This window comes from Vogesella oryzagri (assembly GCF_040148885.1).
Taxonomy (GTDB): Bacteria; Pseudomonadota; Gammaproteobacteria; order Burkholderiales; family Chromobacteriaceae; genus Vogesella; species Vogesella oryzagri.
Genome location: NZ_JBEFLD010000002.1, coordinates 72929 through 87102, shown reverse-complemented (window position 1 = coordinate 87102; position 14174 = coordinate 72929). Strand labels below are relative to the sequence as shown.

15 protein-coding genes are annotated in these 14174 nt (G+C 67.2%); 9 read left to right on the top strand and 6 right to left on the bottom strand.

Annotation, left to right across the window (positions count from 1 at the left end; genetic code table 11):
• Positions 1 to 37: 37 nt before the first annotated feature.
• Together ABNW52_RS03035 and ABNW52_RS03030 are read left to right on the top strand one after the other, a co-directional pair.
• Positions 38 to 1009, top strand: coding sequence for an ornithine cyclodeaminase family protein (locus tag ABNW52_RS03035; protein ID WP_349583844.1), 972 nt, complete (start codon positions 38 to 40; stop codon positions 1007 to 1009).
• Between the two features lie 43 nt (positions 1010 to 1052).
• Positions 1053 to 1688 (top strand): helix-turn-helix transcriptional regulator, encoded by a 636-nt coding sequence (locus ABNW52_RS03030; RefSeq protein ID WP_349583841.1) that lies wholly within the window; start codon positions 1053 to 1055, stop codon positions 1686 to 1688.
• Positions 1689 to 1839: 151 nt separating this feature from the next.
• Here the strand turns inward: ABNW52_RS03030 and ABNW52_RS03025 are convergent, their stop codons facing one another.
• From ABNW52_RS03025 to ABNW52_RS03010, 4 genes are all read right to left on the bottom strand, one after another.
• Positions 1840 to 2565 (bottom strand): anaerobic ribonucleoside-triphosphate reductase activating protein, encoded by a 726-nt coding sequence (locus tag ABNW52_RS03025; protein WP_349583838.1) that lies wholly within the window; start codon positions 2563 to 2565, stop codon positions 1840 to 1842.
• Entirely contained in the window at positions 2528 to 2689 is a 162-nt protein-coding gene (gene nrdD / locus ABNW52_RS03020; protein WP_349583835.1) for an anaerobic ribonucleoside-triphosphate reductase, read from the bottom strand. Before nrdD ends, ABNW52_RS03025 begins: the two co-directional genes overlap by 38 nt.
• A gap of 124 nt (positions 2690 to 2813) precedes the next feature.
• Complete coding sequence (locus tag ABNW52_RS03015) at positions 2814 to 4535, bottom strand: ribonucleoside triphosphate reductase (protein ID WP_349583832.1); 1722 nt, start codon at positions 4533 to 4535, stop codon at positions 2814 to 2816.
• Positions 4536 to 4769: 234 nt separating this feature from the next.
• Complete coding sequence (locus ABNW52_RS03010; RefSeq protein WP_349583829.1) at positions 4770 to 5336, bottom strand: helix-turn-helix domain-containing protein; 567 nt, start codon at positions 5334 to 5336, stop codon at positions 4770 to 4772.
• 82 nt (positions 5337 to 5418) lie between these two features.
• Here ABNW52_RS03010 and ABNW52_RS03005 point away from each other — a divergent pair, with 82 nt between their 5' ends.
• Positions 5419 to 6321, top strand: a complete 903-nt coding sequence (locus ABNW52_RS03005; RefSeq protein WP_349583827.1) for a DMT family transporter — start codon at positions 5419 to 5421, stop codon at positions 6319 to 6321.
• 221 nt (positions 6322 to 6542) lie between these two features.
• Here the strand turns inward: ABNW52_RS03005 and ABNW52_RS03000 are convergent, their stop codons facing one another.
• Complete coding sequence (locus ABNW52_RS03000) at positions 6543 to 7610, bottom strand: glycosyltransferase family 4 protein (RefSeq protein WP_349583824.1); 1068 nt, start codon at positions 7608 to 7610, stop codon at positions 6543 to 6545.
• Positions 7598 to 8440: a UDP-2,3-diacylglucosamine diphosphatase gene (locus ABNW52_RS02995; RefSeq protein WP_349583822.1), complete on the bottom strand. Its 843-nt coding sequence runs from the start codon at positions 8438 to 8440 to the stop codon at positions 7598 to 7600. The genes ABNW52_RS03000 and ABNW52_RS02995 overlap by 13 nt, the downstream gene beginning before the upstream one ends.
• A 199-nt stretch (positions 8441 to 8639) precedes the next feature.
• On the opposite strand from ABNW52_RS02995, the gene ABNW52_RS02990 reads away from it, so the two are divergent.
• From ABNW52_RS02990 to ABNW52_RS02965, 6 genes are all read left to right on the top strand, one after another.
• A complete protein-coding gene (locus tag ABNW52_RS02990) occupies positions 8640 to 10259 on the top strand; it encodes a phosphoethanolamine transferase (RefSeq protein WP_349583820.1) in 1620 nt (539 codons plus the stop codon).
• A gap of 140 nt (positions 10260 to 10399) precedes the next feature.
• Complete coding sequence (locus ABNW52_RS02985) at positions 10400 to 11125, top strand: phosphatase PAP2 family protein (RefSeq protein WP_349583818.1); 726 nt, start codon at positions 10400 to 10402, stop codon at positions 11123 to 11125.
• An 85-nt stretch (positions 11126 to 11210) separates the two neighbouring features.
• A complete protein-coding gene (locus ABNW52_RS02980) occupies positions 11211 to 11477 on the top strand; it encodes a PepSY domain-containing protein (protein WP_349583816.1) in 267 nt (88 codons plus the stop codon).
• Positions 11478 to 11590: 113 nt separating this feature from the next.
• The gene (locus ABNW52_RS02975) at positions 11591 to 12136 is read left to right on the top strand and encodes a cytochrome b/b6 domain-containing protein (RefSeq protein WP_349583814.1); all 546 of its coding nucleotides are present in this window, start codon (positions 11591 to 11593) and stop codon (positions 12134 to 12136) included.
• Positions 12137 to 12145: 9 nt separating this feature from the next.
• Complete coding sequence (locus tag ABNW52_RS02970; RefSeq protein WP_349583811.1) at positions 12146 to 12808, top strand: response regulator; 663 nt, start codon at positions 12146 to 12148, stop codon at positions 12806 to 12808.
• Entirely contained in the window at positions 12805 to 14097 is a 1293-nt protein-coding gene (locus tag ABNW52_RS02965) for an ATP-binding protein (RefSeq protein WP_349583808.1), read from the top strand. The genes ABNW52_RS02970 and ABNW52_RS02965 overlap by 4 nt, the downstream gene beginning before the upstream one ends.
• The last annotated feature ends 77 nt before the right edge of the window (positions 14098 to 14174 follow it).

Below are 14174 nucleotides of genomic sequence, written 5' to 3'. Positions count from 1 at the left end.
TCCACAAAAGACACCAATACCGCTGCAGGAGACCAAGATGACCACCTCGCACCACCGCCCGCCCGTGATTCTGTCCGCCGCGCAAATCCGCCCCTTGCTGGCGCAGCTGCCGCTGGCAGCCACCCTGCGCCGGCTGTTTGCCGCGCTGGCCGACGAACAGGCAGTGCAGCCGGCACAGAGCCTGACGCTGTTCCCGCACGGCGCCGGCGATTTCATCACTTACCAGGGCGTGCTGGCCAGCGAGCAGGTGTTCGGCGCCAAGCTGTCGCCGTATATCGTTACCTCTGGCCGGCCGGTGATCACCGCCTGGACCACACTGATGTCGATGCAGACCGGCCAGCCGCTGCTGTTCTGCGATTCCGGTGAGCTCACCGCCGAGCGCACCGCCGGCACTACCGCGCTGGCGGTGGACGAGCTGGCGCCGGCCGACAGCCGCGTGCTGGTGCTGATCGGCTGCGGCGCACTGGGCCAGGCGCACCTGCGCCATGCGCTGCCGCTGCGCGACTGGCGCGAGGTGCGCGTCTATGCGCCGGACCTCGCCGCCAACCCGGCACTGCAGCAGACGTTGGCCGCAGTCGATGCCCGCGTGCGCTGCTGCGACAGCATGGCTGCCGCCACCGACGGCGCCGACGTGATCATGCTGTGCACCTCGTCCGCCAGCGCGGTGCTGGACCCGGCGTCGCTAGCCAAGCCGGCGCTGATCACCTCCATCAGCACCAATGCCGTCAACGCGCACGAAGTGCCGCCGGAAAGCCTGGCCGCCATGGAGGTGTACTGCGACCACGCCGCCACTACGCCGACCCGCGCCGGCGAGATGGTACTGGCGGCCGAGCGTGGCTGCTGGCAGCCGCAGGCGCTGCGCGGCGACCTGGCGGCGCTGGTGTCCGGCCGCGCGCCGCGCCCGGACTACCATCGCCACGTGTTCTTCCGCTCCATCGGCATGGGGCTGCAGGACGTGGCCATCGCCCATGCGGTATGGCAGCTGCACAGCGCCACTTGTCCGGCCTGAGCGCATCGGTCACTATCCCGTGTCCTTATCCGCCAGCCCAACCATGAGCGCCGACACCACCTCCCGCCAGCAGCTACTGCTGGCGCGTTACCAGCACCTGGCCGACGGCATCGCCCGGCTGTTCTTCCCCTATGCCGAGGTGGTGATCCACGACCTGGACAGCCAGCGTGTGCTGTACCTGGCCAACAACCTGTCGCGGCGCGAGGTGGGCGACGATGCGGCGCTGGAGGACATCGAGCGCACCATAGACGAGCGCACGGTGGGGCCGTACGAGAAGCTGAACTGGGATGGCCGCAAGATGCGCTGCACCAGCACCGTGCTATTCGACGACGGCGGCAACGCGCTGGGGGTGATGTGCATCAACTTCAACATCGCGGTGTTCGAGGACATGCACGGCATGCTGGGCATGCTGCTGAAGGGCGCCGGGCTGGTGGAGCAGCCGGCCGAGCTGTTCCGCGACGACTGGCAGGAGCGCATCAACAGCTTCATGCACGGCTGGCTGCGTGAGCGGCAGCTGGCGCTGAACACGCTGACGCGGCCGCACCGCCGCGAGCTGGTGGCGGCGCTGTATGCCGAGGGCGCCTTCAACGGCAAGAGCGCCACCCACTACATCGGCAATGTGCTGGGGCTGGGGCGGGCGACGGTGTACAAGTACCTGAAGGAGCTGCGCGGCGAGTAGCGCTGCACTTGCCGCTCTGCCGCATCAACGACAAGGCCGCCCAGGGGCGGCCTTGTTTATTGCTGACGGACAAGGTTGGCCGCATGCCGGGAGACAGCCGGCGGTGCCGCGGCCAGCGCCGCGGGCGCGGATGGCGTACAGGGTAAATGGTTCAGCCGGTACGCAGTTCAAAATGCTCGAACATTGCCGCCACCTGCTGCTGCACATCAGCCTGCGGCCAACCCGTGGCGATCGGCGCGAAGGCTTGCGGCAGTTGCGGCCCCGGGCGCAGCAGCTGCCAGGCATAGCGGCGCACGCCGCGGTGGGCCAGTTCACCGGCCAGCTGCAGTAGGCTGCTGTCGTCGTGCAGCGTCGGGTGGATGGTGCTGCGGCATTCGAAGTCGCCGCCGTGCGCCAGCAGCAGGTCCAGGCTGGCAAAGGCGCGTGCGCCGCTGCCGCCGCTGCCGGTGAGCGCGGCGTAGCGGCCGGGCTGGGTCTTGATGTCCAGCCCCACCCAGTCCAGCAGCGGCAGCACCTGCCGCAGGCGGTCGGGATGGCAGCCGGCGCTGTGCAGGCCGGTGGCAAAACCCAGCGCCCGGGCCTCGGCCAGCAGTGCCGGCAGTGCGGGGTCGGACAGTGGCTCGCCGCCGGAGAACACCACGCCGTCCAGTAGGCCGCGCCGGCGCTGCAGCTGTTCGCGCAGCTGCGGCCAACGGTGGTGGCCGTGGCGGCGCTGCAGCAGGCCGGGATTGTGGCAGTAGCCGCAGCGCCACGGGCAGCCGGCGAGGAATACCACCGCGGCCAGCCGCCCCGGCCAGTCGCAACTGGAGAACGGCTGCCAGCCGCCGATGCGGGCGCGCTCAGCCGGCGCGCTGTTCGTCGAAGTGGCGGCGTTCATGGAATTCACCCTGCTTGCCGGTATTGAACGAGGCCACCGGGCGGTGGTAGCCCATCACCCGCGTCCATACCTCGCAGCGGGTGCGTTCTTCGTCTTTCAGTTCGATGGTTTGCTGGTTGTGCATGGCGTTTCCTTTCAAGGGTTGGCCGCATGGCGGCGGGTTTGCGCTGTCTTGTTGGTATGGGGGGGGCGGGTGTTGCTGGTGGGCACGCGCTGCTTTGCCCTCCCTGCGATTCACGCCGCGACGCTCAGTCGCAGCAGGCGGCCTGGCGTTTTTTCGCGATCAGTTCGGCATCGCACTTCGGGCAATAGTCGTGACGGCCGGACAGGTAGCCGTGCGTCGGGCAGATCGAGAACGTCGGCGTGATGGTGATGTAGGGCAGGCGGAAGTTTTCCAGCGCGCGGCGTACCAGCTGGCGACAGGCATCGGCACTGCTTACCGCCTCGCTCATGTACAGGTGCAGCACGGTGCCGCCGGTGTATTTGCGCTGCAGTTCGTCCTGGCGCAGCAGTGCCTCGAACGGGTCGTCGGTGAATCCCACCGGCAGCTGGCTGGAGTTGGTGTAGTACGGCCGCTCTGCGCTGCCGGCCTGCAGGATGCCGGGGTAACGCTTGTTGTCCTCGCGCGCGAAGCGGTAGGTGGTGCCTTCCGCCGGGGTGGCTTCCAGGTTGTACAGGTGGCCGGTGGCCTGCTGGAACTCCACCATGCGCGCGCGGATGTGGTCCAGGTAGCGGCAGGCAAAGGCATGGCCCCAGTCGCTGGTGATGTCGTGGGCGTCGGCAGTGAAGTTGCGGATCATCTCGTTGATGCCGTTCACCCCCAGGGTGGAGAAGTGGTTGCGCAGGCTGCCGAGGAAGTGGCGGGTGTACGGATACAGCCCGCCGTCGATGTGCTGCTGCACCACGCGGCGGCGCGCTTCCAGCACCTCGCGCCCCAGCTCCAGCAGGCGGTCGGTCTCGGCCAGCAGTGCGGCTTCGTCACCGGCAAAGCGGTGGCCCAGCCGTGCGCAGTTGACAGTGACCACCCCCACCGAGCCGGTCTGCTCGGCACTGCCGAACAGGCCGTTGCCGCGCTTCATCAGCTCGCGCAGGTCCAGCTGCAGGCGGCAGCACATGCTGCGCACCATGTGCGGCTCCAGCTCGGAGTTCACGAAGTTCTGGAAGTAGGGCAGGCCGTACTTGGCGGTCATCGCGAACAACAGGTCGCTGTTCTCGCCGTACCAGTCGAAATCCTTGGTGATGTTGTAGGTGGGGATGGGGAAGGTAAACGCCCGTCCCAGCGCGTCGCCGGCCAGCATCACCTCGATATAGGCGCGGTTGATCAGTGCCATTTCCGGGGCGCAGTCGCCGTAGCGGAACGGCATCTCCTCGCCGCCCAGCACCGGGATCTGCTCGCGCAGGTCTTCCGGGCACACCCAGTCGAAGGTCAGGTTGGTGAAGGGTGTCTGTGTGCCCCAGCGGCTGGGCACGTTCAGGTTGTAGATCAGTTCCTGGATCGCCTGCTTCACCTGCGCGTAGCTCAGCGCGTCCTTTTTTACGAACGGCGCCAGGTAGGTATCGAAGGAGCTGAACGCCTGCGCGCCGGCCCATTCGTTCTGCAGCGTGCCGAGGAAGTTGACGATCTGGCCGCAGGCGCTGGACAGGTGGCGCGGCGGCGCCGATTCCACCTTGCCGCCGACGCCGGCAAAGCCCAGCTGCAGCAGGGTGCGCAGCGACCAGCCGGCGCAGTAGCCGGACAGCATGTCCAGGTCGTGGATGTGCAGGTCGCCGTGGCGGTGCGCCTGCGCCGCCTGCGGGCTGAACACGCTGCCCAGCCAGTACTCGGCGGTGAGCTTGCCGGCGATGTTGAGGATCAGGCCGCCCAGGCTGTAGCCCTGGTTGGCGTTGGCCTGTACCCGCCAGTCGGCACGGGACAGGTATTCATCGATGCTGCTGACGGCGTCGACATGGCTGCTGGGGCATGGGTCCATGTTTGCTCCAATATGTTGTGTTTGGCGCATTGTATGGACGCAGCATGTGGTGGTGATTGATGTGTATCAAGCCTCTGAAAATACTGTTGGCATGATAAAAAACGCCAGCGCGGCAAGCCGGGCTGGCGTGGGGGTGGACGGATCGGGGCGGGTCGGCGGCTTGCTGCGGCGCCCGGTTCGCCAGTGCTAGGCTGCACGCCGCCGGCAGGCTGCCGTCAGCGCGTGCGGCCAACCTTAGCGGCTGGTGGGCGCCGGCATCACGATGCTGCGCTGGAAGCGCAGCAGGCCGCTGCCCGGATTGTGGTAGCGGTAGCCGTGCTCGGTGCCGTAGCCGGCGGTGTCGCCCGCTTGCAGCGTGTGCTCGTTGCCGGCGTAGGCCAGTTGCAGCGTGCCGCTGTGTACCTCCACGATCTCGCCGCAGCCAGCCGGGTCCGGCGCGGCCAGGTAGCTGTCGCCGGGCGCCAGCTGCCACTGCCACAGCTCCAGCGTGCAGCCGGCCAGCGCCAGGCTGTGCAGCAAGGTGGCGTGGCTGTCGCTGCTGTCGCCCTGCCACACCCGCACCGGCGCGTCGCTGCCGGGGGCGCGCACCAGCTCGGAAAAGGTCAGCCCCAGCGCACTGGCGAGGCGGTCGAGGGTGGCGATGCTGACATTGCTGGCGCCGGCTTCGATATTGACCAGCATGCGGCGGCTGACCTCGGCGCTAGCGGCCAGTTTTTCCTGGCTCAGGCCGCGCTGCTGGCGCGCGCTGCGCAGATTGTGGGCGACGTGGCTGAAGACTTGCAGGGGGGCGTGTTCACTCATAAGTGCAATATATTGCTCAATAATTAAGTTGTGCAGTATAGTGCACAGAATTGAAGTGCCACCTTACCCGCGAGCCATGCCTATGTCCACTCTCACTGCTGCCGCGCCCGCGGCCCACCGCTCCTGGCTGCCCGACCTGTCGCTGGTCGGTGTGACGCTGATCTGGGGCGGCACTTTCCTGGCGGTGCAGACCGCGCTGCAATGGAGCGGCGCCTTTGCCTTTGTCGGCCTGCGTTTTGCCGTCGCCACCGTGCTGGCGTTGCTGCTGTGCCGCCGCCAGCTGGCCGGCCTCAACCGTACCGAGCTGCTGGGCGGCATCGGCATCGGCCTGATCCTGTATTTCAGCTACAACCTGCAGACGCTGGGGCTGGGGCATATCGCCAGCAGCACCTCGGCGTTTCTCACCGGGCTGTACGTGCCGCTGGTGCCGCTGCTGCAGTGGCTGCTGTTCCGCCAGCGTCCCAGCCTGGCGGCGTGGGGCGGCGTGGCGCTGGCGTTTGCCGGCCTGCTGCTGCTGGCCGGCGTCGATGGCTTCAGTATCCGGCTGGGGCTGGGCGAATGGCTGACCATCGCCGCCACTGCCACCATCGCGCTGGAAATCTGCCTGATCAGCCGTTTTGCCGCCGGCTGCAACGCCGGGCGCATGGCGCTGGTGCAGCTGGCGACGGTGGCGCTGCTGTCGCTGGCCAGCGCGCCGCTGGCCGGCGAGGCGCTGCCGCAGTGGCAGCCGCTGCTGCTGGCCTGCTTGCTGGCGCTGGGCGCCGCCACGGCCTTGATCCAGATCGTGATGAACTGGGCGCAGCAGACGGTGCCGGCCACCCGTGCCACCATTATTTACGCGATGGAGCCGGTGTGGGGCGGGTTGATCGGCTGGCTGGCCGGCGAGGCGATGAGTGCCGGCAAGGTCGGCGGTGCGGCGCTGATCGTGGCCAGCGTGCTGCTGAGCCAGCTGGGGGCGCGCAAGGCGACGCACGCGCCGGCCTGATCCTGACGATGTAAAACACTGTGGCCAACCTTGTGCAAGGTTGGCCGCAGCCCGTTTGGCGCCGCGTTCAGAACCTGTTCAAGGTCTCGCGCGCTAGAGCGAGACAGGGCAAAAACGGCTGAGCAAGCGGCGTTGCGCTGGAGATAACCCGGTAGGCCGAAGGCGTTTCTAACGCCGTAGCGCCCCATTGCGGTGTGTCACCGCAGCCAGGCAACCGCTTCTCAGCGTCCGCCGCCGGCGGTGAAAGCCATGCCCTCCTGTTCGCCCAGCGGGCGCGGGTGCAGGTGGGCTTCGAACTGCTGCGTCGCTGCCGCCCAGGAAAAGCGTTCCGCCACCTGGCGTACCTGCTGGCGGTCCAGCGCCAGTGCCTGCAGGCAGGCGCTGCGCAGGTCCTGATGCAGCACGCCGCCGCCGCTGTCGCCGGCCACGTCCAAGGGACCTGCCACCGGGTAGGCCGCCACCGGCGTGCCGCAGGCCATCGCCTCCAGCAGCACCAGGCCGAAGGTGTCGGTCAGGCTGGGGAACACGAACACGTCCGCGGCGCGGTAGAAGCGCGCCAACTCGTGCTGCGGAAACACGCCGGCAAAGTGCACCGCCGGGTAGCGCTGGCGCAGTTCCTCCAGCTGCGGGCCTTCGCCCACCACCCATTTGCTGCCTGGCAGCTCCAGCTGCAGGAAGGCCTCGATATTCTTTTCCACCGCCACGCGGCCGATGTAGACGAAGCGCGGCGGCGCGCTGTCCAGCCGTTCGCGCTCGCCGGGACTGAACAGCGTGGTGTCCACGCCGCGCCCCCACAGCACCACGTTGCCGAAGCCGCGCTGGCGCAGCGCGCGCACGATGCTGGGCGTCGGCGCCATCACTGCCGCCGCCGGGGCGTGGAAGCGACGCATGAAGGCGTAGCTGATGGCCAGCGGCAGGCGGATGCGCGCGGCGACGTATTCCGGAAAGCGGGTGTGATAGGCGGTGCTGAACGGCTGGCCGTGGCGCAGGCACCAGCGCCGCGCCGCCCAGCCCAGCGGACCTTCGGTGGCGATGTGCACCGCCTGCGGGCTGAATGCGGCCAACCTTTGCGCCACCTGGCGGTAGGGAAACAGCGCGATGCGGATGTCCGGGTAGCTGGGTAGGGGCAGGGTGCGAAAGCCGTCGCCGGCGTCGTGCTCGCCGCCCAGCGGGGTGATCAGCGCCACCTGGTGGCCGCTGGCGCGCAGCTCGCGCACGGTTTCCAGCAGGCTGCGCACTACGCCGTTGACCTGCGGCAGCCAGGCATCGCTCACGATCATGATGCGCATGGGGCGGTCTCCTGTTGCGCGGCCTGCGGTGCCAGGGTGTCGGCTGCCGCGGGGCGGGTGGCGGGCTGCGACTGCATATCGGCGGCGTGGGCCGCCAGTTGCGTCCAGTACACCACCTCCAGCCGGCCGTCGTGGTGCTCCACCAGCGCCGACAGGCTTTCCACCCAGTCGCCGCAGTTGCCGTACACGATGCCGTCGATGTCTTTCACTTCCGGCTTGTGGATGTGGCCGCAGATCACGCCGTCAAAGCCGCGGCGGCGCGCCTCGGCCGCCAGGATGTGCTCGAAGTCGCTGATGAAGTTCACCGCGTTCTTCACCTTGTGCTTCAGGTATTGCGACAGCGACCAGTACGGCCGCCCCAGCTTGTGGCGTAACCAGTTGTAGTGGCGGTTGAGGCCGAGTATCAGCGTGTACAGGCTGTCGCCGACATAGGCCAGCCACTTCACGTGCTGGATCACGCCGTCGAACTCGTCGCCGTGGATGATCAGCAGCCGCTTGCCGTCGGCGGTGCGGTGCTCGGCCTCGCTGCGGATGGCGATGCCGCCGAAGTCCAGCCCGGCGTACTGCCGCGCCGCTTCGTCGTGGTTGCCCGGCACGTACACCACCTGCGTGCCCTTGCGCGCCTTGCGCAGCACCTTCTGCACCACGTCGTTGTGCGCCTGCTTCCAGTACCAGGATTTTTTCAGCTGCCAGCCGTCGATGATGTCGCCCACCAGGTACAGGGTGTCGGCATCGTTATGCTTGAGAAAATCCAGCAGAAAGCCGGCCTGGCAGCCGCTGGTGCCAAGGTGGACATCGGATAGCCAGATGGTGCGGTAACGGTGGCTCATGGTGCATCTCCGCGGGGCAGATGCGTAGGATAGTGCTGCCGCCGCATGACAATACCGTGAGCCGGCGGTGACGGAACGGTGACAAAGCGATACTCTGCGGCAACCCTGGCTGCGCTAAGTTTGGCTTAATGCTGGCCTGTTGCAATGCACACGCTGGGCGGGCTGCGTGCCTGCCGTCTGAACCCTTTCGAGTGAACCGATGAAAAAACTGCTTCGTCCACAGCGGGCGGAATGGCTGGCGCTGGGCGCTTCGCTGCTGTTTGTACTGCTGTTCAACCTGCCGTTCTGGCAACGCATGCTGACCATTGTCGGCCCGGTGGACGGCCATGGCATCAAGCTGCTGGGCATGGCTTTTGTGCTGGTTACCGCTGTTTTCAATCTGTTGATGCTGCTGCTGGTGTGGCCGCGCATCGGCCGCCCGCTGCTGACCGTGCTGTTTGTCACCACCGCGGCCATTACCTATTTCATGAGCCAGTACGGCGTGCTGATCGACATGAACATGGTGCGCAACGCCATGCAGACCGATGGCGCCGAGGTGCGCGATCTGATCACGCTGAAGATGGTGTTCACAGTGCTACTGCTCGGCGGGCTGCCCAGCTGGTGGCTGTGGAAGGCACCGCTGAGCTTCCGCCCGGCGCTGCGCGAGGTGGGCAGCCGCGTGCTGGCGCTGCTGATTACCGCCGGCGTGCTGTTCGGCGTGGCGATGGCCGGCTACCAGGACTTCGCCTCGCTGTTCCGCAACAACCGCGAACTGCGCTTCGCCATCACCCCCACCAATTACCTGCAGGCCACCTCGTCCTACTTCAAGCGCATGTATGCCAAGGCGCAGCCGCTGCAGCAGATCGGCCTGGATGCCAAGCGCGCGCCGGCGCCGGCCGGCGCCAAGCCGCGGGTGCTGGTGCTGGTGGTAGGCGAGACCGCGCGTGCCGACCATTTCTCGCTCAATGGCTATGCGCGGCCAACCAATCCGGAGCTGGCCAAGGTGCCGGGGCTGATCAACTACCGGGATGCCTGGTCGTGCGGCACCGAAACCGCCATCTCGGTGCCGTGCATGTTCTCCGCGCTGCCGCGCGACAAGTTCGACGCCGACGAGGCCAAGCACCGCGAGAACCTGCTGGACATCCTCAAGCGCAGCGGGCTGGACGTCAGCTGGCTGGACAACAACTCCGGCTGCAAGGAAGTGTGCAACCGCGTGCCGACCCAGCTGCTGTTCGGCGCCAAGGATCCCAAGTACTGCAACAGCGAGGAATGTTTCGACGAGATTCTGCTGGATGCGCTGGATGGCAAGCTCAAGGGGCTGACGCACGACGCGGTGATCGTGCTGCACCAGAAGGGCAGCCACGGCCCGGCGTATTACAAGCGCTACCCGTCGCAGTTTGCGGTGTTCAAGCCGGAGTGCCAGACCAGCGAGCTGCAGAAGTGCAGCCAGCAGGAGATCATCAACGGCTTCGACAACACTATCCGCTATACCGATTACTTCCTGGCGCAGGTAATCAAGCGGCTGCAGGCCGATCCGGCGATCGCCGGCAGCATGTTCTACCTGTCCGACCACGGCGAATCGCTGGGCGAAAACAATATGTACCTGCACGCCACGCCGTACATTGTGGCGCCGGACGCGCAAAAGCATATCCCGATGCTGGCGTGGTTCTCGCCGCAGTGGCTGACTGCGGCCAACATGCAGCAGCAGTGCCTGCAGCAGGCCAGCCACCAGCGCTATAGCCAGGACAACCTGTTCCACAGCGTGCTGGGGCTGATGGCAGTACGTACTACGCTGTACGAAAAGCCACTGGACATGTACGCCGCCTGCCGCCAGGGCTAAGCCCGCGCGGCGGACAACGGGGCGCCGCCACAGGGCGGCGCCTTTTTTATGTGCCGAGTAGCGTGCTAAGCGGCAGTTAAGTTTCCGCTAATCCACCGGCGGCACACTGCCACGCTAACCCTTATTTGCCGGAGCCTGGCATGCCCGCATCCCCCGCCGATTTCTACCGTCGCCAGCTGCTGTGGCTGCTGGCCGGCCTGTTGCTGCTGCTGTGGCTGGAGCGCGTCCCCGCGCTGGATCTGCGCCTGCAGGCGCTGTTCTTTGACCCGGCCAGCGGCCACTTCCCGCTGCAGAATGCCCGCTGGCTGGACATCCTCAATCACCGGCTGGCCAAGTACCTGATCGTGGCGGCCGGGGTGGTGCTGGGCTGGCGCGGCTGGCGCCGGCGCGACTACCGGCAACTGCTGGCGGTGGCGGTGATGTTGCTGGCCACCGCGCTGGTGTCGTGGCTGAAGCAGAAAAGCGCGCACTCCTGCCCGTGGGATCTGCAGGCCTTCGGCGGCCATGCCAGCCGCTTTGGCCTGTTCGACGCCGTGCCGGCGGATGCCGGCCCCGGGCGTTGCTTCCCCGGCGGCCATGCCTCCGCCGGATTCTCTCTGCTGGCGCTGGGCTACTGGCTGCGGCCAAGCCGGCCGGCGCTGGCGCGGCGGCTGTTCTGGCTGGGTGCGGCGGCCGGCATGCTGATGGGGCTGGGGCAGATGCTGCGTGGCGCGCATTTCCTGTCGCACAACCTGTGGAGCGGCTGGCTGGTGTGGCTGGCCTGTTGCCTGCTGTTCGCCGGCCACGATCTGCTGTGGCAGCCGTGGCGCCAGCGCCTGGCCGCGCGCCTGCCGCCACCTGCTAAGCCTGGATTAAGCAAGGGCTAAGCCGCCGTTAAGGCCAGTGGCATTAAATGACACGGTACCTGCAGGCGTGCAGGTGAACACAGACCCCTCCAAGGAGAACCATCGTATGAAAAAGCTGCTCGCCGTAAGCCTGATGGCCGTTGTTGCCTCCAGCGCCTTTGCCTCTGCCCAATGCCCGGCACAACCGAAAGACAAATGGCAGAAAGAAGCTGACTTCAAAAAGCAGCTGGAAGGCCAGGGCTACCAGATCAAGAAGTTCAAGGTGTCCGGCAACTGCTACGAAATCTACGGCAAGAACAAGGACGGCAAGAAAGTGGAAATCTACTTCGACCCGGTATCCGGCAAGCCGGTAAAGAGCGACATCGAGAGCTGATCGTCGCCGCAATGGCCGGGCAGCTGCCCGGCTTTTTTTGTTTGTTCGCTGTTCACGCTTGATTTGCCGTTGCCCGCGCGTTGCTGGCCGCGGCGGTTACTGGAGTCGCCATCATGAGCACCCTTTCCGAGCAAAATCGTATCCGCCGCGAAAAAGTGTGGGATCCGTTTGTGCGCCTGTTCCACTGGACGCTGGTGAGCTGCGTCATGCTCAACCTGTTCGTGCTGGAAGAGGGCGATCCGCCGCACCGCTGGGCCGGTTATCTCGCCAGCGGCCTGGTGCTGGCCCGCATCCTGTGGGGCTTTATCGGCAGCCGGCATGCCCGTTTCGCCAGCTTCTTCCCGACGCCGTCACGGTTGAAAGCGCATCTGGGCGCGGTGAAGGATGGCCAGCATCCGCAAGTCAGCGGCCACAACCCGCTGGGCGCGCTGATGATGTTCGCGCTGATGGGGCTGGTGCTGTCGCTGGGGGTGAGCGGTTACCTGATGGGCACCGATGCCTACTTTGGCGAAGACTGGCTGGAAGAGCTGCACGAGGCGCTGGCCAATACTCTGCTGGCGGCGGTGGGGCTGCACGCGCTGGCGGCCATTGTTATGAGCCGTATCGAGCGGGTGAATCTGGTTCGTGCCATGATTACCGGTATCAAGGAATGGCGCTAGGAACACGGCATGCGGGTATTGATCGTCGAGGATGACCCCCTGATCGGGGACGGGCTGCAGGCCGGACTGCAGGCGCTGGGGTTCAGCTGCGACTGGCTGCGTGATGGCAAGCTGGCGCTGTCCGGCATCCGCGCCGCGCCCTACGACGCGGTGGTGCTGGATCTGGGCCTGCCCGGCATGGACGGGCTGGAGGTGCTGGCCGCCTGGCGCCGCGCCGGCCAGCACGAGCCGGTGCTGCTGCTCACCGCCCGCGATGGCGTCAACGACCGCATCCGCGGCCTGGATGCCGGCGCCGACGATTATCTGGTGAAGCCGTTTGCGCTGGGCGAGTTGGCCGCACGGCTGCGCGCGCTGCTGCGCCGCCGCGGCGGTAGCAGCACGCCGCTGCTGACGCACGGTCGCGTCAGCCTGGACCCGGCCGCCCGCCAGGTAACGCTGGACGGCCAGCCGGTGGCGCTGTCGGCGCGCGAGCTGGCGGTGCTGGAGGTGCTGCTGGGTAACCGCAACCGCGTGCTCAGCCGCGCCGAGATTGAAGAAAAACTGTACGACTGGGCGCACGAGGTGGAAAGCAATGCGGTGGAAGTGCACATTCACCATCTGCGCAAGAAACTGGGTGCCGATTTCATCAAGACCCGCCGCGGGCTGGGCTACACGCTGGGAGACGGCGCGTGAGCTACAGCCTGCGCGGCCAACTGGTACGCAGCCTGCTGCTGGTGGTCACCCCGCTGTGGCTGCTCGGCAGCGTGCTGCTGGCGCTGCATGCGCGCCACGAAGTAAACGAGCTGTACGACGGCCAGCAGCAGATCTTCGCCCGCCAGCTGTACAGCACGCTGCCGATGCTGGCGCAGCAGCCGGCAGGCAGCGACCCCAAGGCGGAAAAGACCGACCACCAGGCGGTGGCGGTGTGGAACCCGCAGGGCCAGCGCCTGCTGGTGGACAGCGAGGGGCTGGAGCTGCCTTATCACGCCGGCGTCACCGGCTTTCATTTGCTGCAGCACGACGACGAAGACTGGCGCGTCTACTACCTGTCCGGCCCGGCCGGCAGCGTGGCGGTGGCGCAGGAAAACAGCGAGCGGCTGGAGGCCATCAGCGGCCTGCTGCTGACCCAGAGCATGGTGTGGCTGCTGCTGCTGCCGTTTGCGCTGGGGGCGGTGTGGTGGGCGGTGTTCCGCGCGCTGCAACCGTTGGCCGACTTGTGCCGCACCCTGCTGCAGCGCCAGCCGGACGACCCCACGCCGCTGGCGCACCCGCTGCCCAGCGAGCTGGCGCCGCTGCTCGACAGCCTCAACGGCCTGATCGACCGCGTCGCCGGCACGCTGCAGCGCGAGCGCCAGTTCACCGCCTCCGCCGCGCACGAGCTGCGCAGCCCGCTGGCCGCCTTGCGGGTGCAGGCCGAGCTGCTGACCCTGCTGGACGATGCCAATGCGCGCAACGCCGCCGCCGGCAAGGTGATGCAGGGGGTGGACCGCGCCAGCCATCTGGTGGACCAGCTGCTGGCGCTGTCGCGGCTGGAACAGCAGCAGACGCTGCCGAGCCAGCCGCTGGACTGGGCACAGCTGGCGGAGCAGGCCTGCCAGCAGGTGGCCGAGTACAGCACGGTGCGTGGCAGCCACATCCGCCATCAGGTCAGCGGCGGCCCGCTGCCGGCCGGCGAGGCGCTGCTGCTGTCGCTGCTGCTGCGCAACCTGCTGGACAACGCGGTGCGCTACTCGCCGCCCGGCGCCGAGGTGCTGCTGGAAATCAGCCCGCAGCTGATCCGCGTCAGCGACAACGGCCCGGGCATCGCCGCCGAGCACCTGCCGCACATCGGCCAGCGCTTTTACCGCCCGCCGGGGCAGAGCCAGAGCGGCAGCGGCCTGGGGCTGTCCATCGTGCGCCGTATCGCCGAACTGCACGGCCTGCAGCTGAGCTGGCACAACCGGCCGGAAGGCGGTTTGAGCGTGGAACTGCGGCCGCACTGAGCCGCTGTCGCCACGGCGCCCACTGCATTGCTTATCAATTTTTCCGTGATAAGCAATGCAGTTTTTCTTGGTTCGCC

Bases quoted from the DNA above. Each gene is read 5' to 3' on its own strand.
- ABNW52_RS03035 (WP_349583844.1), top strand. From the start codon at position 38: ATGACCACCTCGCACCACCGCCCGCCCGTGATTCTGTCCGCCGCGCAA.
- ABNW52_RS03010 (WP_349583829.1), bottom strand. From the start codon at position 5,336: ATGAGTGAACACGCCCCCCTGCAAGTCTTCAGCCACGTCGCCCACAAT.
- ABNW52_RS02990 (WP_349583820.1), top strand. From the start codon at position 8,640: ATGAAAAAACTGCTTCGTCCACAGCGGGCGGAATGGCTGGCGCTGGGC.
- ABNW52_RS02995 (WP_349583822.1), bottom strand. From the start codon at position 8,440: ATGAGCCACCGTTACCGCACCATCTGGCTATCCGATGTCCACCTTGGC.
- ABNW52_RS03005 (WP_349583827.1), top strand. From the start codon at position 5,419: ATGTCCACTCTCACTGCTGCCGCGCCCGCGGCCCACCGCTCCTGGCTG.
- ABNW52_RS03015 (WP_349583832.1), bottom strand. From the start codon at position 4,535: ATGGACCCATGCCCCAGCAGCCATGTCGACGCCGTCAGCAGCATCGAT.
- ABNW52_RS03000 (WP_349583824.1), bottom strand. From the start codon at position 7,610: ATGCGCATCATGATCGTGAGCGATGCCTGGCTGCCGCAGGTCAACGGC.
- ABNW52_RS02975 (WP_349583814.1), top strand. From the start codon at position 11,591: ATGAGCACCCTTTCCGAGCAAAATCGTATCCGCCGCGAAAAAGTGTGG.
- nrdD (WP_349583835.1), bottom strand. From the start codon at position 2,689: ATGCACAACCAGCAAACCATCGAACTGAAAGACGAAGAACGCACCCGC.
- ABNW52_RS02980 (WP_349583816.1), top strand. From the start codon at position 11,211: ATGAAAAAGCTGCTCGCCGTAAGCCTGATGGCCGTTGTTGCCTCCAGC.
- ABNW52_RS02970 (WP_349583811.1), top strand. From the start codon at position 12,146: ATGCGGGTATTGATCGTCGAGGATGACCCCCTGATCGGGGACGGGCTG.
- ABNW52_RS02985 (WP_349583818.1), top strand. From the start codon at position 10,400: ATGCCCGCATCCCCCGCCGATTTCTACCGTCGCCAGCTGCTGTGGCTG.
- ABNW52_RS03025 (WP_349583838.1), bottom strand. From the start codon at position 2,565: ATGAACGCCGCCACTTCGACGAACAGCGCGCCGGCTGAGCGCGCCCGC.
- ABNW52_RS03030 (WP_349583841.1), top strand. From the start codon at position 1,053: ATGAGCGCCGACACCACCTCCCGCCAGCAGCTACTGCTGGCGCGTTAC.